The 23,735-nt window shown below is 63.0% G+C and carries 24 protein-coding genes; 15 read left to right on the plus strand and 9 right to left on the minus strand.

The genetic code is table 11. The annotated features are described in order from the left end of the window. Positions 1-127: 127 nt before the first annotated feature. Together IAE36_RS05535 and IAE36_RS05540 are read right to left on the minus strand one after the other, a co-directional pair. Positions 128-1,330, minus strand: coding sequence for a transporter associated domain-containing protein (locus IAE36_RS05535; RefSeq protein ID WP_201210961.1), 1,203 nt, complete (start codon positions 1,328-1,330; stop codon positions 128-130). 9 nt (positions 1,331-1,339) lie between these two features. Continuing rightward, a complete protein-coding gene (locus tag IAE36_RS05540) occupies positions 1,340-2,149 on the minus strand; it encodes a cytochrome C assembly family protein (RefSeq protein WP_028634843.1) in 810 nt (269 codons plus the stop codon). Positions 2,150-2,225: 76 nt separating this feature from the next. Here IAE36_RS05540 and IAE36_RS05545 point away from each other — a divergent pair, with 76 nt between their 5' ends. The 12 genes from IAE36_RS05545 (at position 2,226) to IAE36_RS05600 (ending at position 12,129) form a co-directional block, all read left to right on the plus strand. After that, entirely contained in the window at positions 2,226-2,537 is a 312-nt protein-coding gene (locus tag IAE36_RS05545) for a hypothetical protein (protein WP_201210963.1), read from the plus strand. A gap of 10 nt (positions 2,538-2,547) precedes the next feature. Further along, on the plus strand, positions 2,548-3,924 hold the full coding sequence (ffh, locus tag IAE36_RS05550; protein ID WP_201210965.1) for a signal recognition particle protein: 1,377 nt from the start codon (positions 2,548-2,550) through the stop codon (positions 3,922-3,924). Positions 3,925-4,173: 249 nt separating this feature from the next. After that, positions 4,174-4,425: a 30S ribosomal protein S16 gene (gene rpsP / locus IAE36_RS05555; RefSeq protein WP_008094480.1), complete on the plus strand. Its 252-nt coding sequence runs from the start codon at positions 4,174-4,176 to the stop codon at positions 4,423-4,425. Between the two features lie 5 nt (positions 4,426-4,430). Further along, positions 4,431-4,967, plus strand: a complete 537-nt coding sequence (gene rimM / locus IAE36_RS05560) for a ribosome maturation factor RimM (protein WP_201210967.1) — start codon at positions 4,431-4,433, stop codon at positions 4,965-4,967. Positions 4,968-4,970: 3 nt separating this feature from the next. Continuing rightward, on the plus strand, positions 4,971-5,723 hold the full coding sequence (trmD, locus tag IAE36_RS05565) for a tRNA (guanosine(37)-N1)-methyltransferase TrmD (RefSeq protein ID WP_028634846.1): 753 nt from the start codon (positions 4,971-4,973) through the stop codon (positions 5,721-5,723). Positions 5,724-5,765: 42 nt separating this feature from the next. Continuing rightward, positions 5,766-6,116, plus strand: a complete 351-nt coding sequence (gene rplS / locus IAE36_RS05570; RefSeq protein WP_003252148.1) for a 50S ribosomal protein L19 — start codon at positions 5,766-5,768, stop codon at positions 6,114-6,116. Between the two features lie 164 nt (positions 6,117-6,280). Continuing rightward, a complete protein-coding gene (xerD, locus tag IAE36_RS05575; protein ID WP_201210969.1) occupies positions 6,281-7,177 on the plus strand; it encodes a site-specific tyrosine recombinase XerD in 897 nt (298 codons plus the stop codon). Between the two features lie 153 nt (positions 7,178-7,330). Continuing rightward, positions 7,331-8,074 carry a thioredoxin fold domain-containing protein gene (locus IAE36_RS05580; protein ID WP_028634848.1) on the plus strand — a complete coding sequence of 248 codons (744 nt, stop codon included), beginning with the start codon at positions 7,331-7,333 and terminating at the stop codon, positions 8,072-8,074. 83 nt (positions 8,075-8,157) lie between these two features. Then, the gene (locus IAE36_RS05585) at positions 8,158-9,462 is read left to right on the plus strand and encodes a homoserine dehydrogenase (protein WP_028634849.1); all 1,305 of its coding nucleotides are present in this window, start codon (positions 8,158-8,160) and stop codon (positions 9,460-9,462) included. A gap of 346 nt (positions 9,463-9,808) precedes the next feature. Then, the gene (thrC, locus tag IAE36_RS05590; RefSeq protein ID WP_201210971.1) at positions 9,809-11,218 is read left to right on the plus strand and encodes a threonine synthase; all 1,410 of its coding nucleotides are present in this window, start codon (positions 9,809-9,811) and stop codon (positions 11,216-11,218) included. Positions 11,219-11,348: 130 nt separating this feature from the next. Next, entirely contained in the window at positions 11,349-11,768 is a 420-nt protein-coding gene (locus IAE36_RS05595) for a response regulator (protein WP_201210973.1), read from the plus strand. Between the two features lie 79 nt (positions 11,769-11,847). Then, positions 11,848-12,129: a DUF3509 domain-containing protein gene (locus IAE36_RS05600; protein WP_028634852.1), complete on the plus strand. Its 282-nt coding sequence runs from the start codon at positions 11,848-11,850 to the stop codon at positions 12,127-12,129. Between the two features lie 138 nt (positions 12,130-12,267). On the opposite strand, the gene IAE36_RS05605 is transcribed toward IAE36_RS05600, so the two are convergent. Together IAE36_RS05605 and IAE36_RS05610 are read right to left on the minus strand one after the other, a co-directional pair. Further along, positions 12,268-13,146 (minus strand): TIGR02285 family protein, encoded by an 879-nt coding sequence (locus IAE36_RS05605; RefSeq protein WP_201211183.1) that lies wholly within the window; start codon positions 13,144-13,146, stop codon positions 12,268-12,270. Positions 13,147-13,175: 29 nt separating this feature from the next. After that, complete coding sequence (locus IAE36_RS05610) at positions 13,176-14,375, minus strand: CaiB/BaiF CoA transferase family protein (RefSeq protein ID WP_201210974.1); 1,200 nt, start codon at positions 14,373-14,375, stop codon at positions 13,176-13,178. 133 nt (positions 14,376-14,508) lie between these two features. Here IAE36_RS05610 and IAE36_RS05615 point away from each other — a divergent pair, with 133 nt between their 5' ends. From IAE36_RS05615 to IAE36_RS05625, 3 genes are all read left to right on the plus strand, one after another. Beyond that, a complete protein-coding gene (locus IAE36_RS05615; protein WP_028634855.1) occupies positions 14,509-15,051 on the plus strand; it encodes a YaeQ family protein in 543 nt (180 codons plus the stop codon). Positions 15,052-15,059: 8 nt separating this feature from the next. Further along, positions 15,060-16,769 (plus strand): single-stranded-DNA-specific exonuclease RecJ, encoded by a 1,710-nt coding sequence (gene recJ / locus IAE36_RS05620; RefSeq protein WP_201210975.1) that lies wholly within the window; start codon positions 15,060-15,062, stop codon positions 16,767-16,769. Positions 16,770-16,978: 209 nt separating this feature from the next. Continuing rightward, positions 16,979-18,085 (plus strand): NADH:flavin oxidoreductase/NADH oxidase, encoded by a 1,107-nt coding sequence (locus IAE36_RS05625; protein WP_201210976.1) that lies wholly within the window; start codon positions 16,979-16,981, stop codon positions 18,083-18,085. Between the two features lie 123 nt (positions 18,086-18,208). Here the strand turns inward: IAE36_RS05625 and IAE36_RS05630 are convergent, their stop codons facing one another. The 5 genes from IAE36_RS05630 to ydcS all read right to left on the minus strand — a co-directional run bounded on the left by IAE36_RS05630 (position 18,209) and on the right by ydcS (position 23,628). Further along, positions 18,209-19,633, minus strand: a complete 1,425-nt coding sequence (locus IAE36_RS05630; RefSeq protein ID WP_201210977.1) for a gamma-aminobutyraldehyde dehydrogenase — start codon at positions 19,631-19,633, stop codon at positions 18,209-18,211. A 16-nt stretch (positions 19,634-19,649) separates the two neighbouring features. Continuing rightward, positions 19,650-20,456: an ABC transporter permease gene (locus tag IAE36_RS05635; protein ID WP_201161851.1), complete on the minus strand. Its 807-nt coding sequence runs from the start codon at positions 20,454-20,456 to the stop codon at positions 19,650-19,652. Next, positions 20,446-21,357, minus strand: a complete 912-nt coding sequence (locus IAE36_RS05640; RefSeq protein ID WP_201210978.1) for an ABC transporter permease — start codon at positions 21,355-21,357, stop codon at positions 20,446-20,448. Before IAE36_RS05640 ends, IAE36_RS05635 begins: the two co-directional genes overlap by 11 nt. 1 nt (position 21,358) lies before the next feature. Further along, positions 21,359-22,390 carry an ABC transporter ATP-binding protein gene (locus IAE36_RS05645; protein ID WP_201210980.1) on the minus strand — a complete coding sequence of 344 codons (1,032 nt, stop codon included), beginning with the start codon at positions 22,388-22,390 and terminating at the stop codon, positions 21,359-21,361. 86 nt (positions 22,391-22,476) lie between these two features. After that, positions 22,477-23,628 carry a putative ABC transporter substrate-binding protein YdcS gene (gene ydcS / locus IAE36_RS05650; RefSeq protein ID WP_201210982.1) on the minus strand — a complete coding sequence of 384 codons (1,152 nt, stop codon included), beginning with the start codon at positions 23,626-23,628 and terminating at the stop codon, positions 22,477-22,479. Positions 23,629-23,735: the final 107 nt, after the last annotated feature.

A 23,735-nucleotide genomic window follows, 5' to 3' on the forward strand; every position in this document is an offset into this window, starting at 1 on the left:
GGGCGGGCACTGTTCGGGGTGTTGAAGCAGAACCGCTGGGCGTGTCAGTCAGGCGGGTTGGCCGTAAACCACCGGGTGCGGGTAGCAGGCGGGACGGCGGGGCTGGGTAAGCGTGACCGCAGTATAGCTACCGGGTCACGGTCCATACCAGTACCTTGCTGGCGCAGTTGTCTTCTGTTTCGAGGATTTCCAGGCGGTAGCGGCCGATTTTCAGGCACACCGCGCTGGCCGGTATGCTTTCCAGGGCTTCGGTGACCAGCCCGTTGAGGGTTTTCGGCCCGCCATCGCAGGGCAGGTGCCAACCCAGGGTGCGGTTGATCTCGCGCAGGGAGGCTACGCCGTCGATCACGCAGGTGCCGTCGGCCTGCTTGTGCACATGGGGGTTGTCCAGGCTCTGCTCGTCTTCGAACTCACCCACGATCTCTTCAAGGATGTCTTCCAGGGTGACGATGCCCAGCACCTCGCCGTACTCGTCCACCACCACGCCCAGGCGCCGTTGCTGCTTGTGGAAGTTGAGCAGTTGCAGGTTCAGGGGCGTGCTTTCGGGGACGAAGTACGGCTCGTAGCAAGCGTCACGCAGCGCTTGCAGGGTCAGGCCACCGTGGGGCAGCAGGTGGCTGATCAGCTTGGTATTGAGGACCGCCTCGACCTGGTTGATATCGTTGTGATAGACCGGCAGGCGGGTGTGACGGCTGACAATCAGTTGTTCGCTGATACGTTCGATCGGGTCATCGAGGTTGATGCCGTCTACCTCGTTGCGCGGCACCAGGATGTCGTTGACGGTGATCTTGTCCAGTGACTGCATGCCGTCCAGCAGGCCCCGGCGAGGTGCGTCGTGTTCGTCGTCTTCATCGAAGAGAGCCGCTTGCTGCGGGTGCAGCGCCACGGCGGCGGGTTGCATGCGAAACGGGCGCAGCAACAGCTTTGCGCAGCCATCGAGTAGCCAGGCCAGTGGCTGTAGCACCGCCAGTGGCATCTGCAGCAGGCTGGCACCCAGGCTCACGAACGCCTGCGGGTTGCGGCGGGCAAGCCGGCGCGGCAGGTATTCGGCGAACACCAGCAGGGCAGCGGCGGCAGCCAGGCCTGCCAGCCAGAAGCCATGGTCACCGCCCTCGCGCAGGCCGATCAGGCAGGCGAGGGCGAGCACCAGCAGCTTGCCCAGGCTGGCGCACAACACCAGCGCCGGGCCGGGCAGGGCGGGCTGCCCGTCCCCCTCGGCCTGCTGTGTGGCCGGGTGTGTGCGGGCGGCCTCGACGGCAGTGAACAGGGCGGACCACAGCAGTGCCAGTGCCGAAGTGCCGAGTAGCGGTGCGTACGGCAGGATGTTCATGGGTGGCCGTCAGATGTGCAGGATGAATTCACGGACCAGCTTGCTGCCGAAATAGGCCAGCATCAGCAGGCAGAAACCTGCCAGCGTCCAGCGAATGGCCTTGTGGCCACGCCAGCCCAGGCGGGTTCTGCCCCACAGCAGCACACTGAACACCACCCAGGCCACGCAGGCCAGCAGCGTCTTGTGCACCAGGTGCTGGGCGAACAGGTTGTCCAGGAACAGCCAGCCAGAAATCAGCGACAGCGACAGCAGGCACCAGCCTGCCCAGAGAAAGCCGAACAGCAGGCTTTCCATGGTCTGCAAGGGCGGGAAGTTGCGAATCAGCCCGGACGGGTGCTTGTTTTTCAGCTGGCGGTCCTGCACCAGCAGCAACAGCGACTGGAACACCGCGATGGTGAACAGCCCATACGCCAGGATCGACAGCAGGATGTGCGCAAGAATGCCGGGTTCTTCGTCGATCAGCGGCACCGTGCCGGGTGGCGCGAATTGCGCCAGCAGCGCGGTCACAGCCCCCAGGGGGAACAGCAGCACCAGGAGGTTTTCCACGGGGATGCTGATGCAGGCCAGCAAGGTCAGGGCGATGACCGCCACTGCGATCAGGCTGGCTGCGCTGAAGAAGTCCAGGCTCAGGCCCAGCGGCGTGATCAGCTGGAAGAACAGCGCGCCACCCTGGGCGAGCACGGCAATTGTGCCCAGCAGGGCAGGCAGGCGTTTGTCGGCCTTTCGGCCCTTGGCCAGGGCCGAGCCCTGGTAGATGGCCGCAACGGTGTACAGCACGGCAGCGATCAGGTTGGGGATGAGGCTGGGAGAGGAGAACATAAGTCCTGGTTGGCGAGCCCTAAAGAGACGGAGTTTGGCATAGCCCGCTGCAAGCTGCACCTTTGAGCTGCAAGCTTTGAGCTACAAGCTGCAAGAAAAAGCAGCCGTCACGCGCGCCAGCTCCTTCTTGTGGCTTGTAGCTTATCGCTTGCGGTTCGCAAGCCAGACGGGCGAGCGGCAAGCTTTAAGCTGCAAGCTGCAAGCTGCAAGAAAAAGCAGCCGTCACGCGCACCAGCTCTTTCTTGTGGCTTGTAGCTTGTGGCTTGCCGCTCGGAAGCCGAGGTGTGCGGCGGCGCTGCACTTCGCTATAATCGCCGCCTTGCTGCGCCTGGCGGGTCTGTATTTGCTCTCCCGGCGCCTGACAAACCTCGGCTTCTACTGGGCCTGAAAGGATCACCATGTTCGAAAACCTGACCGACCGCCTGTCACAGACGCTGCGCCATGTTACCGGCAAGGCCAAGCTGACCGAAGACAACATCAAGGACACGCTGCGCGAAGTGCGCATGGCCCTGCTCGAGGCCGACGTTGCCCTGCCGGTGGTGAAGGATTTCGTCAACAGCGTCAAGGAGCGTGCGGTCGGCACCGAGGTGTCGCGTAGCCTTACCCCGGGGCAGGCCTTCGTCAAGATCGTTCAGGCCGAACTCGAAAGCCTGATGGGCGCAGCCAACGAAGATCTCGCGCTCAATGCGGCCCCGCCCGCCGTGGTGCTCATGGCTGGCCTGCAGGGCGCGGGCAAGACCACCACCGCCGGCAAGCTGGCGCGTTTCCTCAAGGAGCGCAAGAAGAAGAGCGTGATGGTGGTGTCTGCCGACGTTTACCGCCCGGCAGCGATCAAGCAGCTCGAAACCCTGGCCAATGACATCGGGGTGACCTTCTTCCCCTCCGATATCAGCCAGAAGCCGGTGGCTATCGCCGAAGCGGCCATCCGTGAAGCCAAGCTGAAGTTCATCGACGTGGTCATCGTCGATACCGCCGGCCGCCTGCACATCGACGCCGACATGATGGGCGAGATCAAGGCCCTGCACGCTGCAGTGAAGCCGATCGAGACCCTGTTCGTGGTCGACGCCATGACCGGCCAGGACGCCGCCAACACCGCCAAGGCCTTCGGCGAAGCACTGCCGCTGACCGGTGTTGTACTGACCAAGGTGGACGGCGATGCCCGCGGTGGTGCGGCGCTGTCGGTGCGCGCCATCACCGGCAAGCCGATCAAGTTCATCGGCATGGGCGAGAAGAGCGAAGCGCTCGAACCGTTCCACCCAGACCGTGTGGCTTCGCGCATCCTCGGCATGGGCGACGTGCTCAGCCTGATCGAGCAGGCCGAACAGACCATCGACAAGGCCAAGGCCGACAAGCTGGCCAAGAAGCTGAAGAAGGGCAAGGGCTTCGACCTCGAAGACTTCCGCGACCAGCTGCAACAGATGAAGAACATGGGCGGCCTGGGTGGCCTGATGGACAAGCTGCCGAGCATCGGTGGCGTCAACCTGTCGCAGATGGGCGGTGCTCAAGGAGCGGCCGAGAAGCAGTTCAAGCAGATGGAGGCGATCATCAACTCCATGACCCCTGCCGAGCGTCGTGACCCCGACCTGATCAGTGGTTCGCGCAAGCGCCGCATCGCGCTGGGTTCCGGCACCCAGGTGCAAGACATCGGCCGCCTGATCAAGCAGCACAAGCAAATGCAGAAGATGATGAAGAAATTTTCCGCCAAGGGCGGTATGGCCAAGATGATGCGCGGCCTGGGCGGCATGCTGCCAGGCGGCGGCATGCCGAAGCTGTAAACCCTGTTCAGAGCGCCTGGCCCTCATTGGGCAGGCGCCCAGAACCTCCGCCTTGGCGGGGGCAACGGCCGCGCAAGGCGCGGCTTATAACGGCAAATCCGGACGGCGTGGCAAGGCCAGGCCGAAAAAGGCATTTGCAAATGTCCGTGTATTCCCTGAGAATATGCGGCCTTTTGGGCACCCGTGTGCCTATTTGGCATTCAGATTTGCAGTACAAACTGCAGCACCGACTATAGGAACGATGTTCACATGGTAACCATTCGTCTGGCCCGTGGCGGCTCGAAAAAGCGCCCTTTCTACCACCTGACCGTGACCAACTCGCGTAACGCCCGTGACGGCCGTTTCGTTGAGCGCGTTGGCTTCTTCAACCCGATCGCATCGGGCGCCGAAGTCAAGCTGTCGGTCAACCAAGAGCGTGTCACCTACTGGCTGAGCCAGGGCGCACAGCCGTCTGAGCGCGTTGCTCAGCTGCTGAAGGACGCTGCCAAGGCTGCCGCCTGAGCAGTATGAACGCGACGCCAGAAAAGGCTGACGACCTCATCGTCGTTGGCAAGATTTTTTCGGTTCACGGCGTTCGCGGCGAGGTGAAGGTGTACTCCTTTACCGATCCGATTGAAAACCTGTTGGATTATCCCGGCTGGACGCTTCGGCACGAAGGCAAGGTAAAGCAGGTCGAGCTGGTCAGCGGTCGTGGCTCCCAAAAGGGCCTGGTCGTGAAGCTTAAAGGCCTCGATGATCGTGATGAAGCCCGGCTTCTCAGCGGTTACGAAATCTGCATTGCGCGGAGCCTTTTGCCCAACCTGGCTGCCGACGAGTACTACTGGTACCAGTTGGTAGGTCTGAAGGTCATCAACCAGGACGAACAGCTGTTCGGCACGGTCGATCACCTGTTGGAGACCGGTGCGAACGATGTAATGGTGGTCAAACCCTGCGTAGGCAGCCTGGATGATCGCGAGCGTCTGTTGCCCTATACGGCGCAATGCGTGCTCAACGTCGACCTGGAAGCAGGCGTGATGCGGGTTGAATGGGATGCGGACTTCTAGACGATGGGTAACCTTCGCGTAGACGTCATCACGTTGTTCCCCGAGATGTTCTCGGCCATCACGGAGTACGGCATTACCAGCCGCGCGGTGAAACAGGGGTTGCTTCAGGTGACTTGCTGGAACCCGCGGGACTACACCACAGATCGTCACCATACGGTAGATGATCGGCCGTTTGGCGGTGGTCCGGGCATGGTGATGAAAATCAAGCCTCTGGAAGATGCACTGGTCAACGCCAGGCAGGCAACCGGAGCAGCGGCGAAGGTGATCTACCTCTCGCCACAAGGCCGCAAGCTGACTCAGCAGGCGGTCAAAGGCCTGGCCGAACAGGAATCGTTGATCCTGATCGCCGGTCGTTATGAAGGCATTGACGAGCGCTTTATCGAGGCTCATGTCGATGAGGAGTGGTCGATTGGCGACTATGTGCTTTCCGGTGGCGAGCTGCCGGCCATGGTACTGATCGATGCGGTTACACGGCTGCTGCCCGGAGCTTTAGGGCATGTGGACTCGGCGGAGGAAGATTCTTTCACCGACGGTCTGCTGGATTGCCCGCACTACACCCGGCCTGAGGTGTATGCGGATCAGCGTGTTCCCGACGTGTTGCTAAGTGGCAACCATGCACACATCCGGCGTTGGAGAATGAAGCAGTCCCTTGGTAGGACCTTCGAACGACGCGCCGATCTTCTGGAAAGTCGCTCACTTTCTGGAGAAGAGAAGAAGCTGCTCGAGGAATACCTCCGCGAGCGGGACGATAGTTAAACGTATCGATGGTGGATCGCGTATCCATCTTAGGAGCACAGCATGACCAACAAGATCATCCAGCAGCTCGAAGCAGAGCAGATGAGCAAGGAAATCCCGACCTTCGCACCAGGCGACACCGTTGTCGTCCAGGTTAAAGTGAAGGAAGGTGAGCGTTCCCGTCTGCAGGCGTTCGAAGGCGTTGTTATCGCCAAGCGCAACCGCGGCCTGAACAGCGCCTTCACCGTGCGCAAGATCTCCAGCGGTGTGGGTGTTGAGCGTACTTTCCAGACCTACAGCCCGCAAATCGACAGCCTGGCCGTGAAACGTCGTGGTGACGTGCGTAAAGCCAAGCTGTACTACCTGCGCGACCTGTCCGGCAAAGCCGCTCGCATCAAGGAAAAACTGTCCTGAGTACAGTTTGCCCGGTGGCAAACGCCGCCTAGCGAGAAAAAAGCAGCCTTCGGGCTGCTTTTTTGCTTTTTGTAATCCTGTTGGCTCCCTGTATCGACGGGTGAAGACAACCCGCCAGCCGCTGTGAAACACTAGCCCCTTCTTTGTAACCCAGCAGCCCCCGAATGCCCGCCCTGGACCACCCCCTGATCGACGCGTTTCTCGATGCCTTATGGCTGGAAAAAGGCCTGTCTGATAACACCCGGGTTTCCTACCGAAGCGATCTGGCCCTGTTCAACGGCTGGCTGCAGGAGCGTGGCATCAGCCTGCCCGACGCTGGGCGCGAACTGATTCTCGACCACCTGGCCTGGCGCCTGGACCAACGCTACAAACCGCGTTCCACTGCACGCTTTCTGTCTGGCCTGCGAGGCTTTTACCGGTACTTGCTGCGGGAGAAGCAGGTGGCCGTGGACCCGACGCTGCAGGTGGACATGCCGCAGCTGGGCAGGCCGTTGCCCAAGTCTCTGTCCGAGGCAGATGTCGAGGCCCTGCTGCAGGCCCCCGACCTGGGGGAGGCCATCGGCCAGCGCGACCGGGCCATGCTTGAGGTGCTGTATGCCTGTGGCCTGCGTGTGACCGAACTGATCAGCCTGGCCCTGGACCAGATAAACCTCCGCCAGGGTGTGCTGCGGGTGATGGGCAAGGGCAACAAGGAGCGCCTGGTGCCCATGGGGGAGGAGGCGGTGGTATGGCTTGAGCGCTACCTGCGCGATGGCCGCGACGAGCTGCTCAATGGCCGGCCCAGCGATGTGCTTTTCCCGAGCCTGCGCGGTGAGCAGATGACTCGCCAGACCTTCTGGCACCGTATCAAGCACCATGCTCGGGTGGCCGGGATCGACAAGCCGCTGTCGCCCCATACCCTGCGCCACGCGTTTGCCACCCACCTGCTCAACCACGGTGCCGACCTGCGTGTGGTACAGATGCTGCTGGGCCACAGCGACCTGTCCACCACCCAGATCTACACCCACGTGGCCAAGGCACGCCTTCAGCAGCTACATGCCCAGCACCACCCCCGTGGATGAATGTTTTTCATGTTCCGCTGGCCGGCACCCTGCAGGGCCCTTAAACAGGGGCGTGATGTGGTAGGCTTGGCCGGTTTGCACCAAGGACCGCACGGTCGCCGCGTTTTCCCGCAGGTGACGCCCTCCGGTCCCTGTCCGCCCTCAGGAGTTCCCATGCGCGTGACCCAGTTTTTTGCCGCCGCCGCGATGGCGCTGGCCAGCACTTTCGCCGCTGCTGCGGCCACCGACAGCAATGCCGGTGCCGAGCAGGCTATTCGCAAGTCGTTGCAAAACCTTGAATTGGAAGTGCCTGTAGAAAGCGTTGCCAGCAGCCCGCTCAGTGGCCTGTATGAAGTCAAGCTGCAGGGTGGCCGTGTGCTGTATGCCAGTGCCGATGGCCAGTTCGTGATGCAGGGCTATCTGTTCCAGATCCAGGACGGTAAGCCGGTCAACCTGACCGAGAAAACCGAGCGCATGGGCATTGCCAAGCTCATCAATGGCATTCCGGCTGCCGAGATGGTGGTTTACCCCGCCAAGGGCGAAACCAAATCGCACATCACCGTGTTCACCGACACCACCTGCCCGTACTGCCACAAGCTGCACGCCGAGGTGCCCGAGCTGAACCGTCGGGGCATCGAGGTACGCTATGTGGCGTTCCCGCGTCAGGGGCTGAACTCGCCAGGCGACCAGCAACTGCAGGCCGTGTGGTGTTCCAGTGACCGTCGTGCGGCCATGGACAAGATGGTGGAAGGCAAGGAAATCAAGGCGGCCAAGTGCGCCAACCCGGTCAGCAAGCAGTTCCAGCTGGGCCAGTCGATCGGTGTCAATGGCACACCAGCCATCGTGCTCGAGAGCGGGCAGGTCATTCCGGGCTACCAGCCGGCACCGCAAGTGGCCAAGCTGGCACTGGCCAAGTAATTCAGTTCAATGCGCCGTCGTCATGGGGTGACGGCATGTTTCACGGTCGGCAAGGGTGTCGACCGTTCTATGGGGAGTTCACAGTGAAACCGGTCAAAGTAGGCATCTGTGGGTTGGGGACCGTCGGTGGCGGAACCTTCAATGTACTTCAGCGCAACGCCGAGGAGATTGCCCGCCGTGCCGGGCGCGGTATTGAAGTGGCACAGATTGCCATGCGCTCGCAGAACCCGAACTGCCAGATTACCGGTACCCCCATTACCGCTGACGTGTTCGAAGTTGCCTGCAACCCGGAGATCGACATTGTCATCGAACTGATCGGCGGCTACACCGTGGCCCGTGACCTGGTGCTCAAGGCCATCGAGAACGGCAAGCACGTGGTCACCGCCAACAAGGCGCTGATCGCTGTCCATGGCAACGAAATATTCGCCAAGGCCCGCGAGAACGGTGTGATCGTGGCCTTCGAGGCCGCCGTGGCGGGTGGCATCCCGGTGATCAAGGCCATCCGCGAAGGCCTGTCGGCCAACCGCATCAACTGGCTGGCCGGCATCATCAACGGCACCGGCAACTTCATCCTCACCGAAATGCGTGAGAAAGGCCGCGCCTTCCCCGACGTGCTGGCCGAAGCCCAGGCCCTGGGTTATGCCGAAGCCGACCCCACTTTCGATGTGGAAGGGATCGACGCCGCGCACAAGCTGACCATCCTGGCGTCCATCGCGTTCGGTATTCCGCTGCAGTTCGACAAGGCCTACACCGAAGGCATCACCCAGTTGACCACTGCCGACGTGAACTATGCCGAAGCCTTGGGCTACCGCATCAAGCACCTGGGCATGGCGCGCCGCACTGCAGAAGGCATCGAGCTGCGGGTGCACCCCACGCTGATCCCGGCCGACCGCCTGATCGCCAACGTCAATGGTGTGATGAACGCCGTGATGGTGAACGGTGATGCTGCCGGGTCCACCCTCTACTACGGCGCCGGCGCCGGCATGGAGCCGACCGCTTCATCGGTGGTCGGCGACCTGGTGGACGTGGTGCGTGCCATGACGTCCGACCCGGAAAACCGCGTGCCGCACCTGGCCTTCCAGCCAGATTCGCTGTCGGCCCACCCGATCCTGCCGATCGAAGCCTGCAAGAGCGCCTACTACCTGCGCATCCAGGCCAAGGACCACCCGGGCGTACTGGCCCAAGTGGCCAGCATCCTCTCGGAGCGTGGCATCAACATCGAGTCGATCATGCAGAAGGAAGCCGAGGAGCAGGACGGCCTGGTGCCGATGATCCTGCTGACCCACGGTGTGGTCGAGCAGCGCATCAACGACGCCATTGTCGCCCTGGAGGCGCTCCAGGACGTCGTTGGTAACGTGGTACGTATCCGCGTCGAACAGCTCAACTAAGCGGCAAGCCTCAAGCTGCAAGCTGCAAGTAAAAGCAGGGCGGTGTTGAGGCTTCAATAGAGTACATTTGCGGTAAAGGTGAGAAGCAGAGCTAGGGAGCAACGCCGGTCGGCTTGTTCTTGCAGCTTGCAGCTCACAGCTTGCCGCTCAAACTTTGCGGTAAAGGTGAGAAGCAGAGCGAGAGAGCAAAGCCAATCGGCTTGTCTTGTAGCTTGCAGCTCGCAGCTTGCCGCTCGTCAGAGTACATTTGCGGCAACGATGTGAAGCACAGCGCGAGAGCAACGCCAATCGGCTTGTCTTGCCGCTTGCAGCTCACAACTTGCCGCTCAAACCAAAGGTTTGCCCCATGCGCTATATCAGTACCCGTGGCCAGGCACCGGCCCTCAACTTCGAAGACGTGCTGCTCGCAGGCCTCGCCACCGACGGCGGCTTGTATGTGCCTGAGAACCTGCCACGTTTCACCCAGGAAGAAATCGCTTCCTGGGCCGGCCTGCCGTATCACGAACTGGCATTCCGCGTAATGCGCCCGTTCGTCCAGGGCAGCATCGCCGACGCCGACTTCAAGAAGATCCTCGAAGAAACCTACGGTGAGTTCGCTCACGCTGCCGTGGCACCACTGCGCCAGCTGAACAGCAACGAGTGGGTGCTGGAGCTGTTCCACGGCCCCACCCTGGCGTTCAAGGACTTCGCCCTGCAACTGCTTGGTCGCCTGCTCGACCATGTGCTGGCCAAGCGCAACGAGCGTGTGGTGATCATCGGCGCCACCAGTGGCGATACTGGCTCTGCGGCCATCGAAGGCTGCCGCCGTTGCGACAACGTCGACATCTTCATCCTGCACCCGCACCAGCGTGTGTCCGAAGTGCAACGTCGGCAGATGACCACCATCTTTGGCGAGAACATTCACAACATCGCCATCGAAGGCAACTTCGACGACTGCCAGGAAATGGTCAAGGCAAGCTTCGCCGACCAGTCGTTCCTCAAGGGCACTCGCCTGGTGGCTGTGAACTCGATCAACTGGGCGCGGATCATGGCCCAGATCGTCTACTACTTCCATGCAGCCCTGCAGCTTGGCGGCCCGGCGCGTTCGGTAGCGTTCTCTGTGCCCACCGGCAACTTCGGCGACATCTTCGCGGGTTACCTGGCACGCAACATGGGCCTGCCGATCAGCCAACTGGTGGTGGCTACCAACCGCAACGACATCCTGCACCGCTTCATGAGCGGCAACCAGTACGTCAAGGAAACCCTGCACGCCACGCTGTCGCCGTCGATGGACATCATGGTTTCGTCCAACTTCGAGCGCCTGCTGTTCGACCTGCACGGTCGCAACGGGGCAGCGATTGCCGAACTGATGGCCAACTTCAGGCAGGGTGGCGGTTTCTGCGTGGAACAGGACCGCTGGACCGAAGCGCGCAAGCTGTTCGATTCACTGGCCGTGACTGACGAGCAGACCTGCCAGACCATCGCCGATGTATTCGCCAGCACCGGCGAAGTGCTTGACCCACACACGGCCATTGGTGTGAAAGCGGGCCGCGAGTGCCGTCGCAGCCTGGACACGCCGATGGTGGTGCTGGGCACGGCGCACCCGGTCAAGTTCCCCGAGGCTGTCGAGCAGGCCGGCGTCGGCAAGGCGCTGGAGCTGCCGGTGCACCTCAGCGACCTGTTCAGCCGCGAGGAGCGCTGCACGGTACTGGCCAATGACCTGAAGGCTGTCCAGGCCTTCGTCAGCCAGCACGGCAACCGCGGCAAGCCGTTGTAACCCTCGGCGCATCGGGGCTGCCAGTCAGCCCCGAAGCCTCAGGTATTTCCTGGGGTGGTTTCAGACGCGTCCTATTCTGGCTGGCCTTCGTCCAGCCTAGATTAGCCGGTCCTCTCAACAGGAGCGGCTCATGTACCAGCCCCATGTGTTGATTCACCAGGCACGCCCATCGCATCAGATTCTTCTGCACCAGGCGCTCAATGCCCAAGGCATCTTCCAGGTTCGCATCAGCGAGAACACTGCCGAACTTAACGCTTGTCTGTCGGCCGTGCGGTGCCCTGACCTGGTGATCGTCGATCACGCCATGCCCACCCGCACCGGCTTGGCCCTGCTCAAGAAACTGCCCGCCTCCTGCCCGGTGGTGTTTGTGGGCAGCGCTGGGCCAAGGCGGCGCGACCTGGCCCAGGAAGCCCGAGGCGTGGGTTTGCGGGTGCTGGCTGAGCTGCCATGGCCGGTATCGACGCCAGCCTTGCAAAACGCGCTGCAAACCCTGCAGCAGCGCCCATGGCGGGGTATTCAAACTGTCACAAACACACCGCATGCTCACTGAAACGGCCACGGCGTGACGAACTTTACGCTGCGCGCGCTGGTCTGCTTTCAGTACCCCCACCACCCAGCGAGTGTTCCGGATGGAAAGAATCTGCAGACTGCTCAACCAAGCACTGGCCCCTTACCAGGCTCAACTCAGCCTCGCCGATGAACGCGGCAACCGCCAGCTGACTGTTCACGATCACCTGGCCGGCATTACCTTGCAGCGCACGGTCAGCGAGTTCCAGTTGCAGGAACAGCGCCTGCTGGTGGACCTGGTGGATGGCCTGCACCGTGACCTGCAGATCGCCGAAGGGCGTTTGCAGCCCTGTGTGATTGCAGCCCTGCAGCAACGTCAGCAGCCCCAGGGAACCTTTGCCTGAGGTGTTCATCGAATGTTTCAGTGCAGCCAGCCAATGCTTCGCTCCCGTGTTGGCTGATACTGCCCCGTAAAGCCCAAGGGCTTTCGCTTGACCCCGGACGTACCTCCCCCGCGTCCGGGGTTTCTTTTTGCCTGCGGTTCACCGGGCTTCAAGGGGTGGCTGATGCTCAGTGAAGAACTGCCTGCTCTGTTCGAGATAGTCTTCCTGTTCCACAGGGGCCAGCCATCGAGCGTACGCACGGGGCAGCACTTCGCGGCGCAATGCTGGTAGCAACTGGTCGATACGCGCCACCGCAGCGCGTCCCAACGGGGTATCCGAACAGCCTACATGCAGGAACTGATAGGGGTTCACCCCCTGGATGGGATGGAACTGATAATCCGCCAGCGACCCGCCTTGCTGCTGGATCAGGTAGCGCACTTCAGGCCAGTAACCCAATACCAGGCGCAACCGCCCCAGGTGTTGCATCTGCAACAGGTTGGCGGTGGCTTCGGTGCCGTAGTGTCGGCTAAGGGCCGCGTCGGGCAACTGGCGTAGCGTGTGGTCGATCAGCGTGCCATAGCTGCGCTCGGCAACCACGCCCAGCTTGAGTGAGGTGCGGCTCATCAGCCCCAGCAGGTCCACGGCATCGCCGTCGAGGTAGGGCGCAATCAGCGGTTGGCTTTCCTTCAGTGACACCAGGCCACTGGTACGCACGCCTAGCATCGGGATGGAGAAATGCACGTAACGGGCACGTTCGGCTGTCCACAGCAGCATCGGGTCGCAAGTGAAGGTGGCTGGGTCCTGCAGCATCTGGATGCCACGGGCACGGTTGACCCGCAGAACATCATGGTCGTATTCGGGCATGTGTTCGATCAATTGCGGGAGCAGCTGGTCGATAACGCCGTGGCCTGTTTCCGGGCCCTCGAATACGGTAAAGGGCGGCAGGTCGCGCACCAGCCACAGCAGGCGCTCACGCGCTGCGGCCGGCTGGCAGAGCAGCGTGGGCAGCAAGCCGCACAGCAGGGCGAGCCTGGCCAGGCTGCCCCTGCAGCAGGGGCGGGCCAGGATCAGACCGCGCCTGCCTGGCGCAGGCCGGCGATGGCTACCGCGTCGTAGCCCAGCCGGACAAGCACTGCATCAGTATGTTCACCCAGGGCAGGCCCCACCCATTCGGCAGCGCCTGGGGTGTCCGACAGTTTTGGCACGATGCCCGGCATACGGAACGCCTTGCCGTCGGGCAGTTTGGCCTGCAGAAACATCTCGCGCGCCAGGTATTGCGGGTCGTTGAACATGTCTTCGGCCGAATAGATGCGGCTTGCCGGCACCTCGGCGGCAGTCAGCACCTGCATCAGCGTATTCAGGGGCAAGCCGTTGGCCCACCGGTCGATTACCCCATACAACTCATCGCGGCGCAGGTCGCGGCCATCATTGGTCGCCAATGCAGGGTCTTCGGCCAGGTCGTTACGGCCAATGGCCTGCATGAAGCGCTTGAAGATCGCATCGCCATTGGCGCCGATCTGCACGTGCTTGCCGTCTGCGCTGGTGTGGATGGAGGAGGGGGTGATGCCCGGCATGATGTTGCCGGTCCGCTCGCGGATAAAACCGAATATGTCGAATTCCGGCACCATGCTTTCCATCATGGCGAAAATGGCTTCGTACAGCGCCACATCCACGACCTGGCCTTCGCCGCCATTCACTTCGCGGTGGCGCAGGGCCATGAGCGCGCCGATCACGCCCCACAGTGCCGCGATCGAATCGCCAATCGAAATACCCGTGCGCACCGGCGGGCGGTCGTCGAAGCCAGTGATGTAGCGCAAGCCACCCATGGATTCACCCACCGCGCCAAAGCCGGGCTGGTCTTTCATCGGCCCGGTCTGGCCAAAGCCGGACAGGCGCACCATGACCAGCCGAGGGTTCAGCGCATGCAGCACATCCCAGCCCAGGCCGAGCTTTTCCAGTACGCCCGGGCGGAAGTTCTCGATGAGGATGTCTGCGTCGGCCAGCAGTTGCTTGAGAATATCGAGGCCCTGAGGGTGCTTCAGGTTCAGGGTGAGCGACTGCTTGTTGCGTGCCTGCACGAACCACCACAGCGACGTACCCTCATACAGCTTGCGCCACTTGCGCAGCGGGTCACCGCCATCGGGCGATTCCACCTTGATCACTTCGGCGCCGAATTCGGCGCAGATACGCGAGGCGAACGGCCCGGCGATCAGGGTGCCGAGCTCGACCACCTTGAGGCCGGCGAGGGGTTTGCTGGGCGTCGACATGGGGCATCCGTGGCAGCTGAAAACAGCCGTGGTTTTATCACAGCTCCTGAGCGGCAGATACTGCCGCGGCACAACAAGGTGTCGGATCGGTTAGACTGGGCAACTTTTATTTCGAGCAAGAAGCCCTGCGACCATGGCCCAGCCGTCCACCACCTACAAATTCGAACTGAACCTGACCGACCTCGACCGCAACGTCTACGAGAGCGTCAAGCAGACCATTGCACGGCACCCTTCGGAAACCGAAGAGCGCATGGCGGTTCGTTTGTTGGCGTACGCGCTGTGGTACAACGAGAACCTGGCGTTCGGCCGTGGCCTCTCGGATGTAGACGAACCGGCGCTGTGGGAAAAAAGTCTGGACGACCGCGTGCTGCACTGGATCGAGGTGGGCCAGCCCGACGCCGAGCGCCTGACCTGGTGCTCGCGCCGTACCGAGCGCACCAGCCTGCTGGCCTACGGCAGCCTGCGCGTGTGGGAAGGCAAGGTGGTGGGCGCGGTCAAGAACCTGAAAAACCTCAGCATCGCTGCGGTGCCCCAGGAAGTGCTGGAAACCCTGGCCACCGACATGCCGCGCAGCATCAAATGGGATGTGATGATCAGTGAAGGCACCGTGTTTGTCACCGACGACCGTGGCCAACACGAAGTGCAGTTGCAGTGGCTGCTCGGGGAGCGTGGCTGAACCACCCCATGCGTATCGAACCTCGCCCGCTGCCGCCCGCCCTGCCTTTTCTCGGTAACCTGCCGCCGTTGCTCACCCGCCTGTACGCCGCCCGTGGCGTGCAGAGCGAGGCCGAGCTGGACAAGAGCCTGGCGCGCCTGTTGCCTTATCAGCAGCTCAAAGGCATCGAGGCCGGTGTCGATTTGCTGGTGCACGCCATCGACCAGCGCCAGCGTATTCTCATCGTCGGTGACTTCGATGCCGATGGCGCCACGGCCAGTACCGTCGGCGTGCTGGGCCTGCGCTTGCTGGGGGCCGCCCACGTCGATTACCTGGTGCCCAACCGCTTCGAGTACGGCTACGGGCTGACCCCGGAAATCGTCGAAGTGGCACTGCAACGCCAGCCTGAATTGCTGATCACCGTAGACAACGGCATTTCCAGTGTCGAGGGTGTCGCTGCCGCCAAAGCCGCTGGGCTGAAGGTACTGGTCACTGACCATCACCTGCCCGGTGAGCAGTTGCCAGAAGCCGATGCCATCATCAACCCCAACCAGCCCGGCTGCACGTTCCCCAGCAAGGCGCTGGCCGGTGTGGGGGTGATCTTCTATGTACTCATGGCTCTGCGTGCACGGTTGCGCAGCCTCGGGCGTTACGCAACGCAGCCGCAGCCCAACATCGGTGAAATGCTCGACCTGGTCGCGCTGGGCAGCGTGGCTGATGTGGTACCGCTGGATGCCAACAACCGCATCCTGGTTTACCAGGGCCTCGAGCGTATCCGCGCTGGCCGTGCCCGGCCGGGGTTGAAGGCCATTCTCGAAGTGGCCCGCCGCGACCACCGGCGCATCACCTCCACCGACCTGGGCTTCATCCTCGGCCCACGGCTGAACGCTGCCGGGCGCCTGGATGACATGAGCCTGGGGATCGAATGCCTGCTGTGCGAAGACGCGGCCCTGGCCCAGGACATGGCCCAACAGCTGGACGGCCTGAACCAGGACCGCAAGTCCATCGAACAGGGCATGCAGCGCGAGGCCCTGGCCCAACTGCGGGACCTGCCGGTGGAGTCGATGCCTTACGGGCTGTGCCTGTTCGATGCCGAGTGGCACCAGGGCGTGATCGGCATCCTGGCGTCACGCCTGAAGGAGCGCTACCACCGGCCTACCATCGCCTTCGCCGATGCGGGGGAGGGTGTGCTGAAGGGGTCTGCCCGTTCGGTTCCAGGCTTTCACATCCGCGATGCGCTGGATGCCGTTGCTGCCCGCCATCCGCAGTTGATCAGCAAGTTCGGCGGCCACGCCATGGCCGCTGGGCTGTCTCTGCCAGAGGGGAATTTCCCGGCGTTTGCCGAAGCGTTCGATGAAGAAGTACGGCGCCAGTTGTGTGAAGACGACCTCACCGGCCGTTTGTTGTCCGATGGCAGCCTGGCGGTAGAGGAGTTCCACCTGGACCTGGCCAAGGCCCTGCGCAATGCCGGCCCTTGGGGGCAGCATTTCCCCGAGCCGTTGTTCCATGGGGTGTTCCAACTGGTGGAGCAGCGCGTGGTGGGTGAGCGCCACCTGAAAGTGGTGCTCAAGAGCGAGTGTGGCACCGTGCGCCTGGATGGCATCGCCTTTGGCATTGACCGCGAGGTCTGGCCGAACCCGACCGTTCGCTGGGTGGAACTGGCCTACAAGCTGGACGTGAACGAGTTTCGTGGCAATGAAAGTGTGCAGTTGATGATCGCCCACATGGAGCCGCGCTGAGGGTTGCTGGGGTTGCCGTGGTTTTTTTGGGGGTGCTCGATCTGGAAAACGACATCCCTCTCAAGCCAGGCACCCATGACCACCCAAATCCCATGGAACCTACCCCCCACCCAATCTGGTCTAGTCTGAACATTGACCGGCATCGGGCCAAGGATCGATCTGCGAGTGCCCGAGCCGGATCACCCTAGGAGTCCTTGGGAGGTGCCCTCATGAGCCTGCTGCTCGAGCCTTACACCCTGCGTCAGTTGACCTTGCCAAACCGCATTGCGGTATCGCCGATGTGCCAGTATTCCTCTGTCGATGGCCTGGCCAACGACTGGCACCTTGTCCACTTGGGCAGCCGTGCCGTGGGCGGGGCGGGGCTGGTGTTCAGCGAAGCCGTGGCGGTCACGGCGGATGGCCGCATTACCGCCGAAGACCTCGGCCTGTGGAACGACGCCCAGATCCCCCCGCTGCAACGCATCACGCGTTTCATCACCGCCCAAGGCGCCGTGCCGGGTATTCAACTGGCCCATGCCGGGCGCAAGGCCAGCACTCACCGGCCGTGGTTGGGCAAGCACGGCAGCGTCAAACCTGAAGACGATGGCTGGCAGCCCGTGGGGCCATCCCCCATTGCCTTTGACCCCGAGCATACCGCCCCCCGCGAACTGAGCCGCGATGAAATCCAGGGTGTAGTTGACGCGTTCGTCGCCGCGACCCAGCGTGCCTTGGAAGCGGGTTTCAAGGTCGTTGAGGTTCACGCCGCCCACGGTTACCTGCTGCACCAGTTCCTGTCACCGCTGAGCAACCAGCGCCAGGACGACTACGGCAGCTGTTTCGAAAACCGTATTCGCCTGACCCTGCAGGTCGTAGAGGCGGTGCGCAAGGTGTGGCCTGCGGAGCTGCCGCTGTTCGTAAGGGTGTCGGCCACCGACTGGGTGGAGGACGGCTGGAACCCGGACGAGACGGTCGAGTTGGCCCGCCGCCTGCGCGTGCTGGGCGTAGACCTGATCGACGTGTCATCTGGCGGTACCTCGAGCCATGCCGAAATCCCGACCGGCCCGGGTTACCAAACCCGCTTTGCCGAGCGCGTGCGCAAGGAATCGGAGATGGCAACCGGCACCGTCGGCATGATTACCGAACCCGCCCAGGCCGAACACATTCTGCGTACGGGCCAGGCCGATATCATCTTCCTCGCCCGTGAACTGCTGCGTGACCCCTACTGGCCACTGCACGCCGATGACGACCTGGGCGGCAACAAGGCCACCTGGCCCGCCCAGTACCAGCGGGCCACCAGCCGTGCGAATCCGATTCATGAGTCGGACTTGCGTGATTAGCACTGTTGCCCTCGCTCGCGTGTCGTAGGAGCGACCAAAGGTCGCGATGGGCTGCACAGCAGCCCCTGCAATGTCGGCTGTAGGGCCGAGTTGCCGGGGTTGCGTTGCGCCTTCATCACGAATTCAGTGCTTGATCATCACATGCCGCACGCAGGTGTAATCCTCCAGCCCGTACATCGACATGTCCTTCCCATACCCTGAATGCTTCTGCCCGCCGTGGGGCATTTCGCTGACCAGCATGAAGTGGGTATTCACCCACGTGCAGCCATATTGCAGCCGCGCCGCCAGGCGGTGGGCGCGGCCGGTGTCGCGGGTCCACACGGATGAGGCAAGCCCGTAGTTGGAGTCGTTGGCCCATGCCAACGCCTGCGCCTCGTCAGTGAAGCGGGTGACCGACACCACTGGGCCGAACACCTCGTGGCGCACGATCTCGTCATCCTGCTGAGCATCGGCCAGCACCGTTGGCTCGAAGAAGAAGCCATCCCCGGCAACGACCTTGCCGCCCGTGACCAGGCGGATGTGCGGCTGCGCGATGGCGCGCTGTACCAGGCCGGCTACCTTGTCGCGATGCTGGGCGCTGATCAGCGGGCCCAGCTCTGTACCCTCCGCATCCTGCAGACCCTGCTTGAGGCTGGCCACCGCCGCACCCAGGCGTTCGACGAAACGCTCGTAGATACCGTCCTGCACATACAGGCGGCAGGCCGCGGTGCAGTCCTGGCCGGCATTGTAGAAGGCGAACGTGCGGATGCCGTCGATGGCGGCGTCGATGTCGGCATCGTCGAACACCAGCACCGGGGCTTTGCCGCCCAGCTCCATATGGGTGCGTTTTACGCTGTCGGCGGTGGCTCCGATGATGTGAGCCCCGGTGGCGATCGAGCCCGTCAGCGAAACCATGCGCACCAGCGGATGAGTGACCAGCGGGTTGCCCACCGTCTGGCCGCGGCCAAACACAATGTTCAGCACCCCTGGTGGCAGCAGCGTCTTGGCCAGCTCACCCAGGCGCAAGGCCGTAAGCGGGGTCAGCTCCGATGGCTTGATCACCACGGTGTTACCCGCAGCGAGTGCCGGGGCGACCTTCCAGGCCAGCATCATCAACGGGTAGTTCCACGGCGCGATCGAGGCCACCACCCCCAGTGGGTCACGGCGGATCATCGACGTGTGGCCTGGCAGGTACTCGCCGGCAGCCAGGCCACCCAGGCAGCGCGCGGCACCGGCAAAATAGCGGAATACGTCGGCAATCGCGGGGATCTCGTCGTTGCGGGCAGCGCCCAGCGGTTTGCCGCAGTTCTGCGATTCCAGCCCGGCCAGCTCGTCACCGTTGGCCTCGATGGCATCTGCCAGTGCCAGCAGGGCCTGCGCGCGGTCCTTGGGGCAGGCCTGCGACCAACGGTCGAAAGCCTGATGCGCAGCACGCACCGCGCTATCCACCTGGGCTTCGCTGGCTTCCTGGATTTGCGCCAGGGCTGTGCCCTTGGCAGGGTCCAGCACGGTCCAGGCCGGGCCTTCGCCGGCAACCAGCTGGCCATTGATCAGCATCTGGGTTTGCATGGGGGTTCCTCCGGGTTCATTTGCCGCTGCCCGCTACGGCGTCGCCGCCCCGGGTCAGGTAGTAGGCGCCAAGAATGGGCAGCATGGTCACCAGCATCACCAGCATGGCAACCACGTTGGTCACGGGTACGTCACGTGGGCGGCTGAGTTGGTTCAGTAGCCAGATGGGCAGGGTTCGCTCATGGCCCGCGGTGAAGGTGGTCACGATGATTTCGTCGAACGAGAGGGCAAAGGCCAGCATGCCGCCTGCCAGCAGCGCGGAGCCCAGGTTGGGCAGGATGATGTAGCGGAACGTCTGCCAACCGTCCGCGCCCAGGTCCATCGAGGCTTCTATCAGGCTTTGCGAGGTGCGCCGCAGGCGCGCGATCACATTGTTGTAGACGATCACCACGCAGAAGGTGGCGTGGCCGACCACGATGGTGAACACACCCGGTTCGATACCCAGGCTGCGGAACGCCGAAAGCAAGGCGATGCCGGTGATGATGCCGGGCAGGGCGATAGGCAGTATCAGCACCAGCGAAAGGCTTTCCTTGCCGAAAAAGCTGCGCCGGTACAGCGCCGCCGAAGCCAGCGTGCCAAGCACCAGCGCAATCAGCGTGGCCAGGCAGGCCACCTGCAGGGAGAGGCTGATTGCATCCAGCACGTCGGGCCTGGCCAGCGCCACGGTGAACCACTTCAGGGTCAGGCCCCGGGGCGGAAAGCTGAACGCTGCATCTTCGGTATTGAAGGCGTACAGCAGAATGATCAGGATGGGAAAGTGCAGGAACAGCAGCCCGCCCCAAGCGGCCAGGCGCAGGCCCCAGGGCGCCTTGTCAGAGTGCATCGAAGGCCCCCATGCGCTTGACCACAGCGAGGTAGACGGCGATCAGCACAATGGGCACCAGGGTGAACGCCGCAGCCATGGGCATGTTGCCGATGGCACCCTGCTGGGCATAGACCATGCTGCCGATGAAGTAGCCGGGCGGGCCCACCAGCTGTGGCACGATGAAGTCGCCGAGGGTGAGCGAGAAGGTGAAGATCGAGCCGGCGGCGATGCCGGGTATCGACAGCGGCAGGGTCACCTGCATGAACGTTTGCAGCGGCCTTGCCCCCAGGTCGGCCGAGGCTTGCAGCAGCGACGGCGGCAGGCGCTCCAGCGCGGCCTGGATCGGCAGGATCATGAATGGCAGCCAGATATAGACGAACACCAGAAAACGCCCCAGGTGGGACGTGGACAACGTGCTGCCACCTACCCCTGGAATGCCCAGGATGGCCTGCAGCAGGCCGTCCAGAGCCAATTGCTGGGTGAACCACTGGGCCACACCGCCCTTGGCCAGCAGCAGGGTCCATGCGTAGGTCTTGACGATGTAGCTGGCCCACATGGGCATCATCACTGCAATGTAAAAAAACGCCTTGGTCTTGCCGCGGGTGTAGCGGGCCATGTAATAGGCAATAGGGAAGGCCAGCACCGCACTTGCCAGTGATACGGCGACTGCCATGGTCACTGTGCGCACGATGATGTCGAAGTTGGACGGGTTGAACAGCGCTGCGAAATTGGCCAGGGTCAGCGTGGGCGTCACTGCCATGGTGAAGTCATCGAACGTGTAGAAACCTTGCCACAGCAGGTTCAGCAGCGAGCCTAGGTAGATGGCACCGAACCACCCCAGGGGCGCAACCAGCAGCAGCGCCAGGTACAGGTTGGGTCGCTGGTACAGCACGTTGGACAAGGTGCGCAGTGGGGTCATGTCAGTACGCCTCGGTGTCCTGCAGCTGGGTCATGGCCTCTTGCGGCCAGTGCGCTTGCACGCGTTGCCCCGGCTGCCAGGCCTGGGGCGTAGCCTGCCAGCTGTCATTGGCCTGGCTGACCGCCAGCAGCTGGCCGCTGTCCAGCTGTACTTCGAAGCGCGTGGCACTGCCCTGGTACTGGATATCGCGCAGCAAGCCTTCGACCTGAACATGGCGGCTGTCGGGCCCGGCGGCGCCCAGGCGGATGTGTTCGGGGCGGATGGAGAAGGGCGCAGGGCTGCCGCTGAGGGCTTCGGCCAGCGGGCCACGCACCACGTTGGAGGTGCCGACGAAGGACGCCACGAAGGGGGTGGCCGGGTTCAGGTAGAGGTTGCGCGGCGTGTCCACCTGTTCGATACGGCCACGGTTGAACACCGCCACCCGGTCGGACATCGACAGCGCCTCGGTCTGGTCATGGGTCACGAACACGAAGGTGATGCCCAGTTGCCGTTGCAGGTTCTTCAGCTCGACCTGCATCTGTTCACGCAGCTTGAGGTCCAGCGCCCCCAGCGGCTCGTCCAGCAGCAGCACCCGTGGGCGGTTGACCAGCGCCCTGGCCAGCGCCACCCGCTGGCGTTGGCCGCCCGACAGCTGGGCAGGCTTGCGTGCGCCGTAGCCGGCCAGGGCGACCATGGCCAGGGCGTTTTCGGCACGGCTATGGCGCTCGGCCTTGGGCGTGCCCTTTACCTTCAGGCCGTAGGCCACGTTGTCCAGCACGTTCATGTGCGGGAACAGGGCGTAGTCCTGGAAAACCGTATTGACGTCTCGCTGGTACGGCGGCACGCCAGCGGCTTCCAGCCCATGGATGCGGATGGAGCCGCTGCTGGGCTGTTCGAAGCCCGCAATCAACCGCAGGCACGTGGTCTTGCCAGAGCCCGAGGGCCCGAGCAGGGAGAAAAATTCCCCTTCGGCGATGTCGATGCTGACCTGGTCGACTGCCTTGACCTCGCCGAAGGTGCGGGAAACCTGGGTGAACTGGACGGCTAGGGGCATGCGTGGGCTCCCGGCATCAATGTTTTCTGTGCTGTTCCCTTCGCGGGCTTACCCGCGAAGAGGCCGGCACAGGCATTCAGAAAACCTCAGCGTCCGCCCATGATCGCGATGTAGTCCTGGGTCCAGCGGCTGTAGGGCACGAACTTGCCGCCCTGCGCCTGTGGGGTTTTCCAGAAGGCAATCTTGTCGAAGTTATCGAAACCATTGGTCTTGCAGCCTTCAGCGCCCAGCAGCTGGCTGCCGGTGCAGGCAGCCGGTACGGCGGGTAACGAGCCGAACCAGGCGGCCACATCGCCCTGCACCTTGGGTTGCAGTGACCAGTCCATCCACTGGTAGGCGCAGTTGGGGTGCTTGGCCTCGGTGTGCAGCATGGTGGTGTCCGCCCAGCCGGTCGCACCCTCCTTGGGAATCGTCGAGGCGACTGGCTGGTTGTCGGCTTTCAGGCCGTTGACCATGTAGCCCCATGAGCTTGAGGCGACCACGCCTTCGTTTTTCACGTCGCTCATCTGCACCGTGGCGTCATGCCAGTAACGATGCACCAGCGGATGCTGCTGGCGCAGCAGTTCCAGCACCGCCTGGTACTGCGGTTCGGTGAGTTCGTAGGGGTCGGCGATGCCCAGTTCGGGCCTGGCTGATTTCAGGTACAGCGCGGCATCGGCGATGTAGATAGGCCCGTCGTACGCTTGCACGCGGCCTTTGTTGGGCTTGCCGTCAGGCAGGTCCTGCGGGACGAACACCACCCCCCAGGTAGTGGGCGGTTGGGGGAAAACACGGGTGTCGTAGAGCAGCACGTTGGGGCCCCACTGATAGGGTGTGCCATAGACCTGCTTGTCGACCACGTACCAGCCACCGTTCTGCAAACGCGGGTCGATGTGCTTCCAGTTGGCAATCAGTGCGGTATTGATCGGCTGTACCCGCTTGCCGGCAATCAGGCGCAGCGAGGCATCACCGGAAGCGGTCACCAGGTCATAACCGCCCTTGGTCATCAGGCTGACCATTTCGTCCGAGGTGGCGGCGGTCTTGACGCTGACCTTGCAACCGGTCTGCTGCTCGAAACCGGTTACCCAGTCGTAGGCCTTGTCGCTTTCACCGCGCTCGATGTAGCCAGGCCAGGCGACGATGTCCAGGCGCCCTTCGCCCGGGCCCAGCGCCTTGAGCGGTTCGCCGGCCTGCAGGCCGGCGCTGGCGAGCAGGGCGGTCGACAAGGCGCCGAGCCATGCGGTCTTGTGCACTGACATGGTGTTCCCTCTTGTGGAGTTCTTGTTCGGGAGGTGCTGGCGATATCGAGTCTAGTTGGCTTTTTGCCGGTCAATGCAACATCCGGATGCAAATCCGCTGTGGCGAG

Source organism: Pseudomonas sp. S36, assembly GCF_016647875.1.
Classification (GTDB): domain Bacteria; phylum Pseudomonadota; class Gammaproteobacteria; order Pseudomonadales; family Pseudomonadaceae; genus Aquipseudomonas; species Aquipseudomonas parafulva.

What these genes read in the sequence shown, in the direction of transcription:
- IAE36_RS05535 (WP_201210961.1), bottom strand. Translation starts at nt 1,330, where the DNA reads ATGAACATCCTGCCGTACGCACCGCTACTCGGCACTTCGGCACTGGCA.
- IAE36_RS05540 (WP_028634843.1), bottom strand. Translation starts at nt 2,149, where the DNA reads ATGTTCTCCTCTCCCAGCCTCATCCCCAACCTGATCGCTGCCGTGCTG.
- ffh (WP_201210965.1), top strand. Translation starts at nt 2,548, where the DNA reads ATGTTCGAAAACCTGACCGACCGCCTGTCACAGACGCTGCGCCATGTT.
- rpsP (WP_008094480.1), top strand. Translation starts at nt 4,174, where the DNA reads ATGGTAACCATTCGTCTGGCCCGTGGCGGCTCGAAAAAGCGCCCTTTC.
- rimM (WP_201210967.1), top strand. Translation starts at nt 4,431, where the DNA reads ATGAACGCGACGCCAGAAAAGGCTGACGACCTCATCGTCGTTGGCAAG.
- trmD (WP_028634846.1), top strand. Translation starts at nt 4,971, where the DNA reads ATGGGTAACCTTCGCGTAGACGTCATCACGTTGTTCCCCGAGATGTTC.
- rplS (WP_003252148.1), top strand. Translation starts at nt 5,766, where the DNA reads ATGACCAACAAGATCATCCAGCAGCTCGAAGCAGAGCAGATGAGCAAG.
- xerD (WP_201210969.1), top strand. Translation starts at nt 6,281, where the DNA reads ATGCCCGCCCTGGACCACCCCCTGATCGACGCGTTTCTCGATGCCTTA.
- IAE36_RS05580 (WP_028634848.1), top strand. Translation starts at nt 7,331, where the DNA reads ATGCGCGTGACCCAGTTTTTTGCCGCCGCCGCGATGGCGCTGGCCAGC.
- thrC (WP_201210971.1), top strand. Translation starts at nt 9,809, where the DNA reads ATGCGCTATATCAGTACCCGTGGCCAGGCACCGGCCCTCAACTTCGAA.
- IAE36_RS05595 (WP_201210973.1), top strand. Translation starts at nt 11,349, where the DNA reads ATGTACCAGCCCCATGTGTTGATTCACCAGGCACGCCCATCGCATCAG.
- IAE36_RS05600 (WP_028634852.1), top strand. Translation starts at nt 11,848, where the DNA reads ATGGAAAGAATCTGCAGACTGCTCAACCAAGCACTGGCCCCTTACCAG.
- IAE36_RS05610 (WP_201210974.1), bottom strand. Translation starts at nt 14,375, where the DNA reads ATGTCGACGCCCAGCAAACCCCTCGCCGGCCTCAAGGTGGTCGAGCTC.
- IAE36_RS05615 (WP_028634855.1), top strand. Translation starts at nt 14,509, where the DNA reads ATGGCCCAGCCGTCCACCACCTACAAATTCGAACTGAACCTGACCGAC.
- recJ (WP_201210975.1), top strand. Translation starts at nt 15,060, where the DNA reads ATGCGTATCGAACCTCGCCCGCTGCCGCCCGCCCTGCCTTTTCTCGGT.
- IAE36_RS05625 (WP_201210976.1), top strand. Translation starts at nt 16,979, where the DNA reads ATGAGCCTGCTGCTCGAGCCTTACACCCTGCGTCAGTTGACCTTGCCA.
- IAE36_RS05630 (WP_201210977.1), bottom strand. Translation starts at nt 19,633, where the DNA reads ATGCAAACCCAGATGCTGATCAATGGCCAGCTGGTTGCCGGCGAAGGC.
- IAE36_RS05635 (WP_201161851.1), bottom strand. Translation starts at nt 20,456, where the DNA reads ATGCACTCTGACAAGGCGCCCTGGGGCCTGCGCCTGGCCGCTTGGGGC.
- IAE36_RS05640 (WP_201210978.1), bottom strand. Translation starts at nt 21,357, where the DNA reads ATGACCCCACTGCGCACCTTGTCCAACGTGCTGTACCAGCGACCCAAC.
- IAE36_RS05645 (WP_201210980.1), bottom strand. Translation starts at nt 22,390, where the DNA reads ATGCCCCTAGCCGTCCAGTTCACCCAGGTTTCCCGCACCTTCGGCGAG.
- ydcS (WP_201210982.1), bottom strand. Translation starts at nt 23,628, where the DNA reads ATGTCAGTGCACAAGACCGCATGGCTCGGCGCCTTGTCGACCGCCCTG.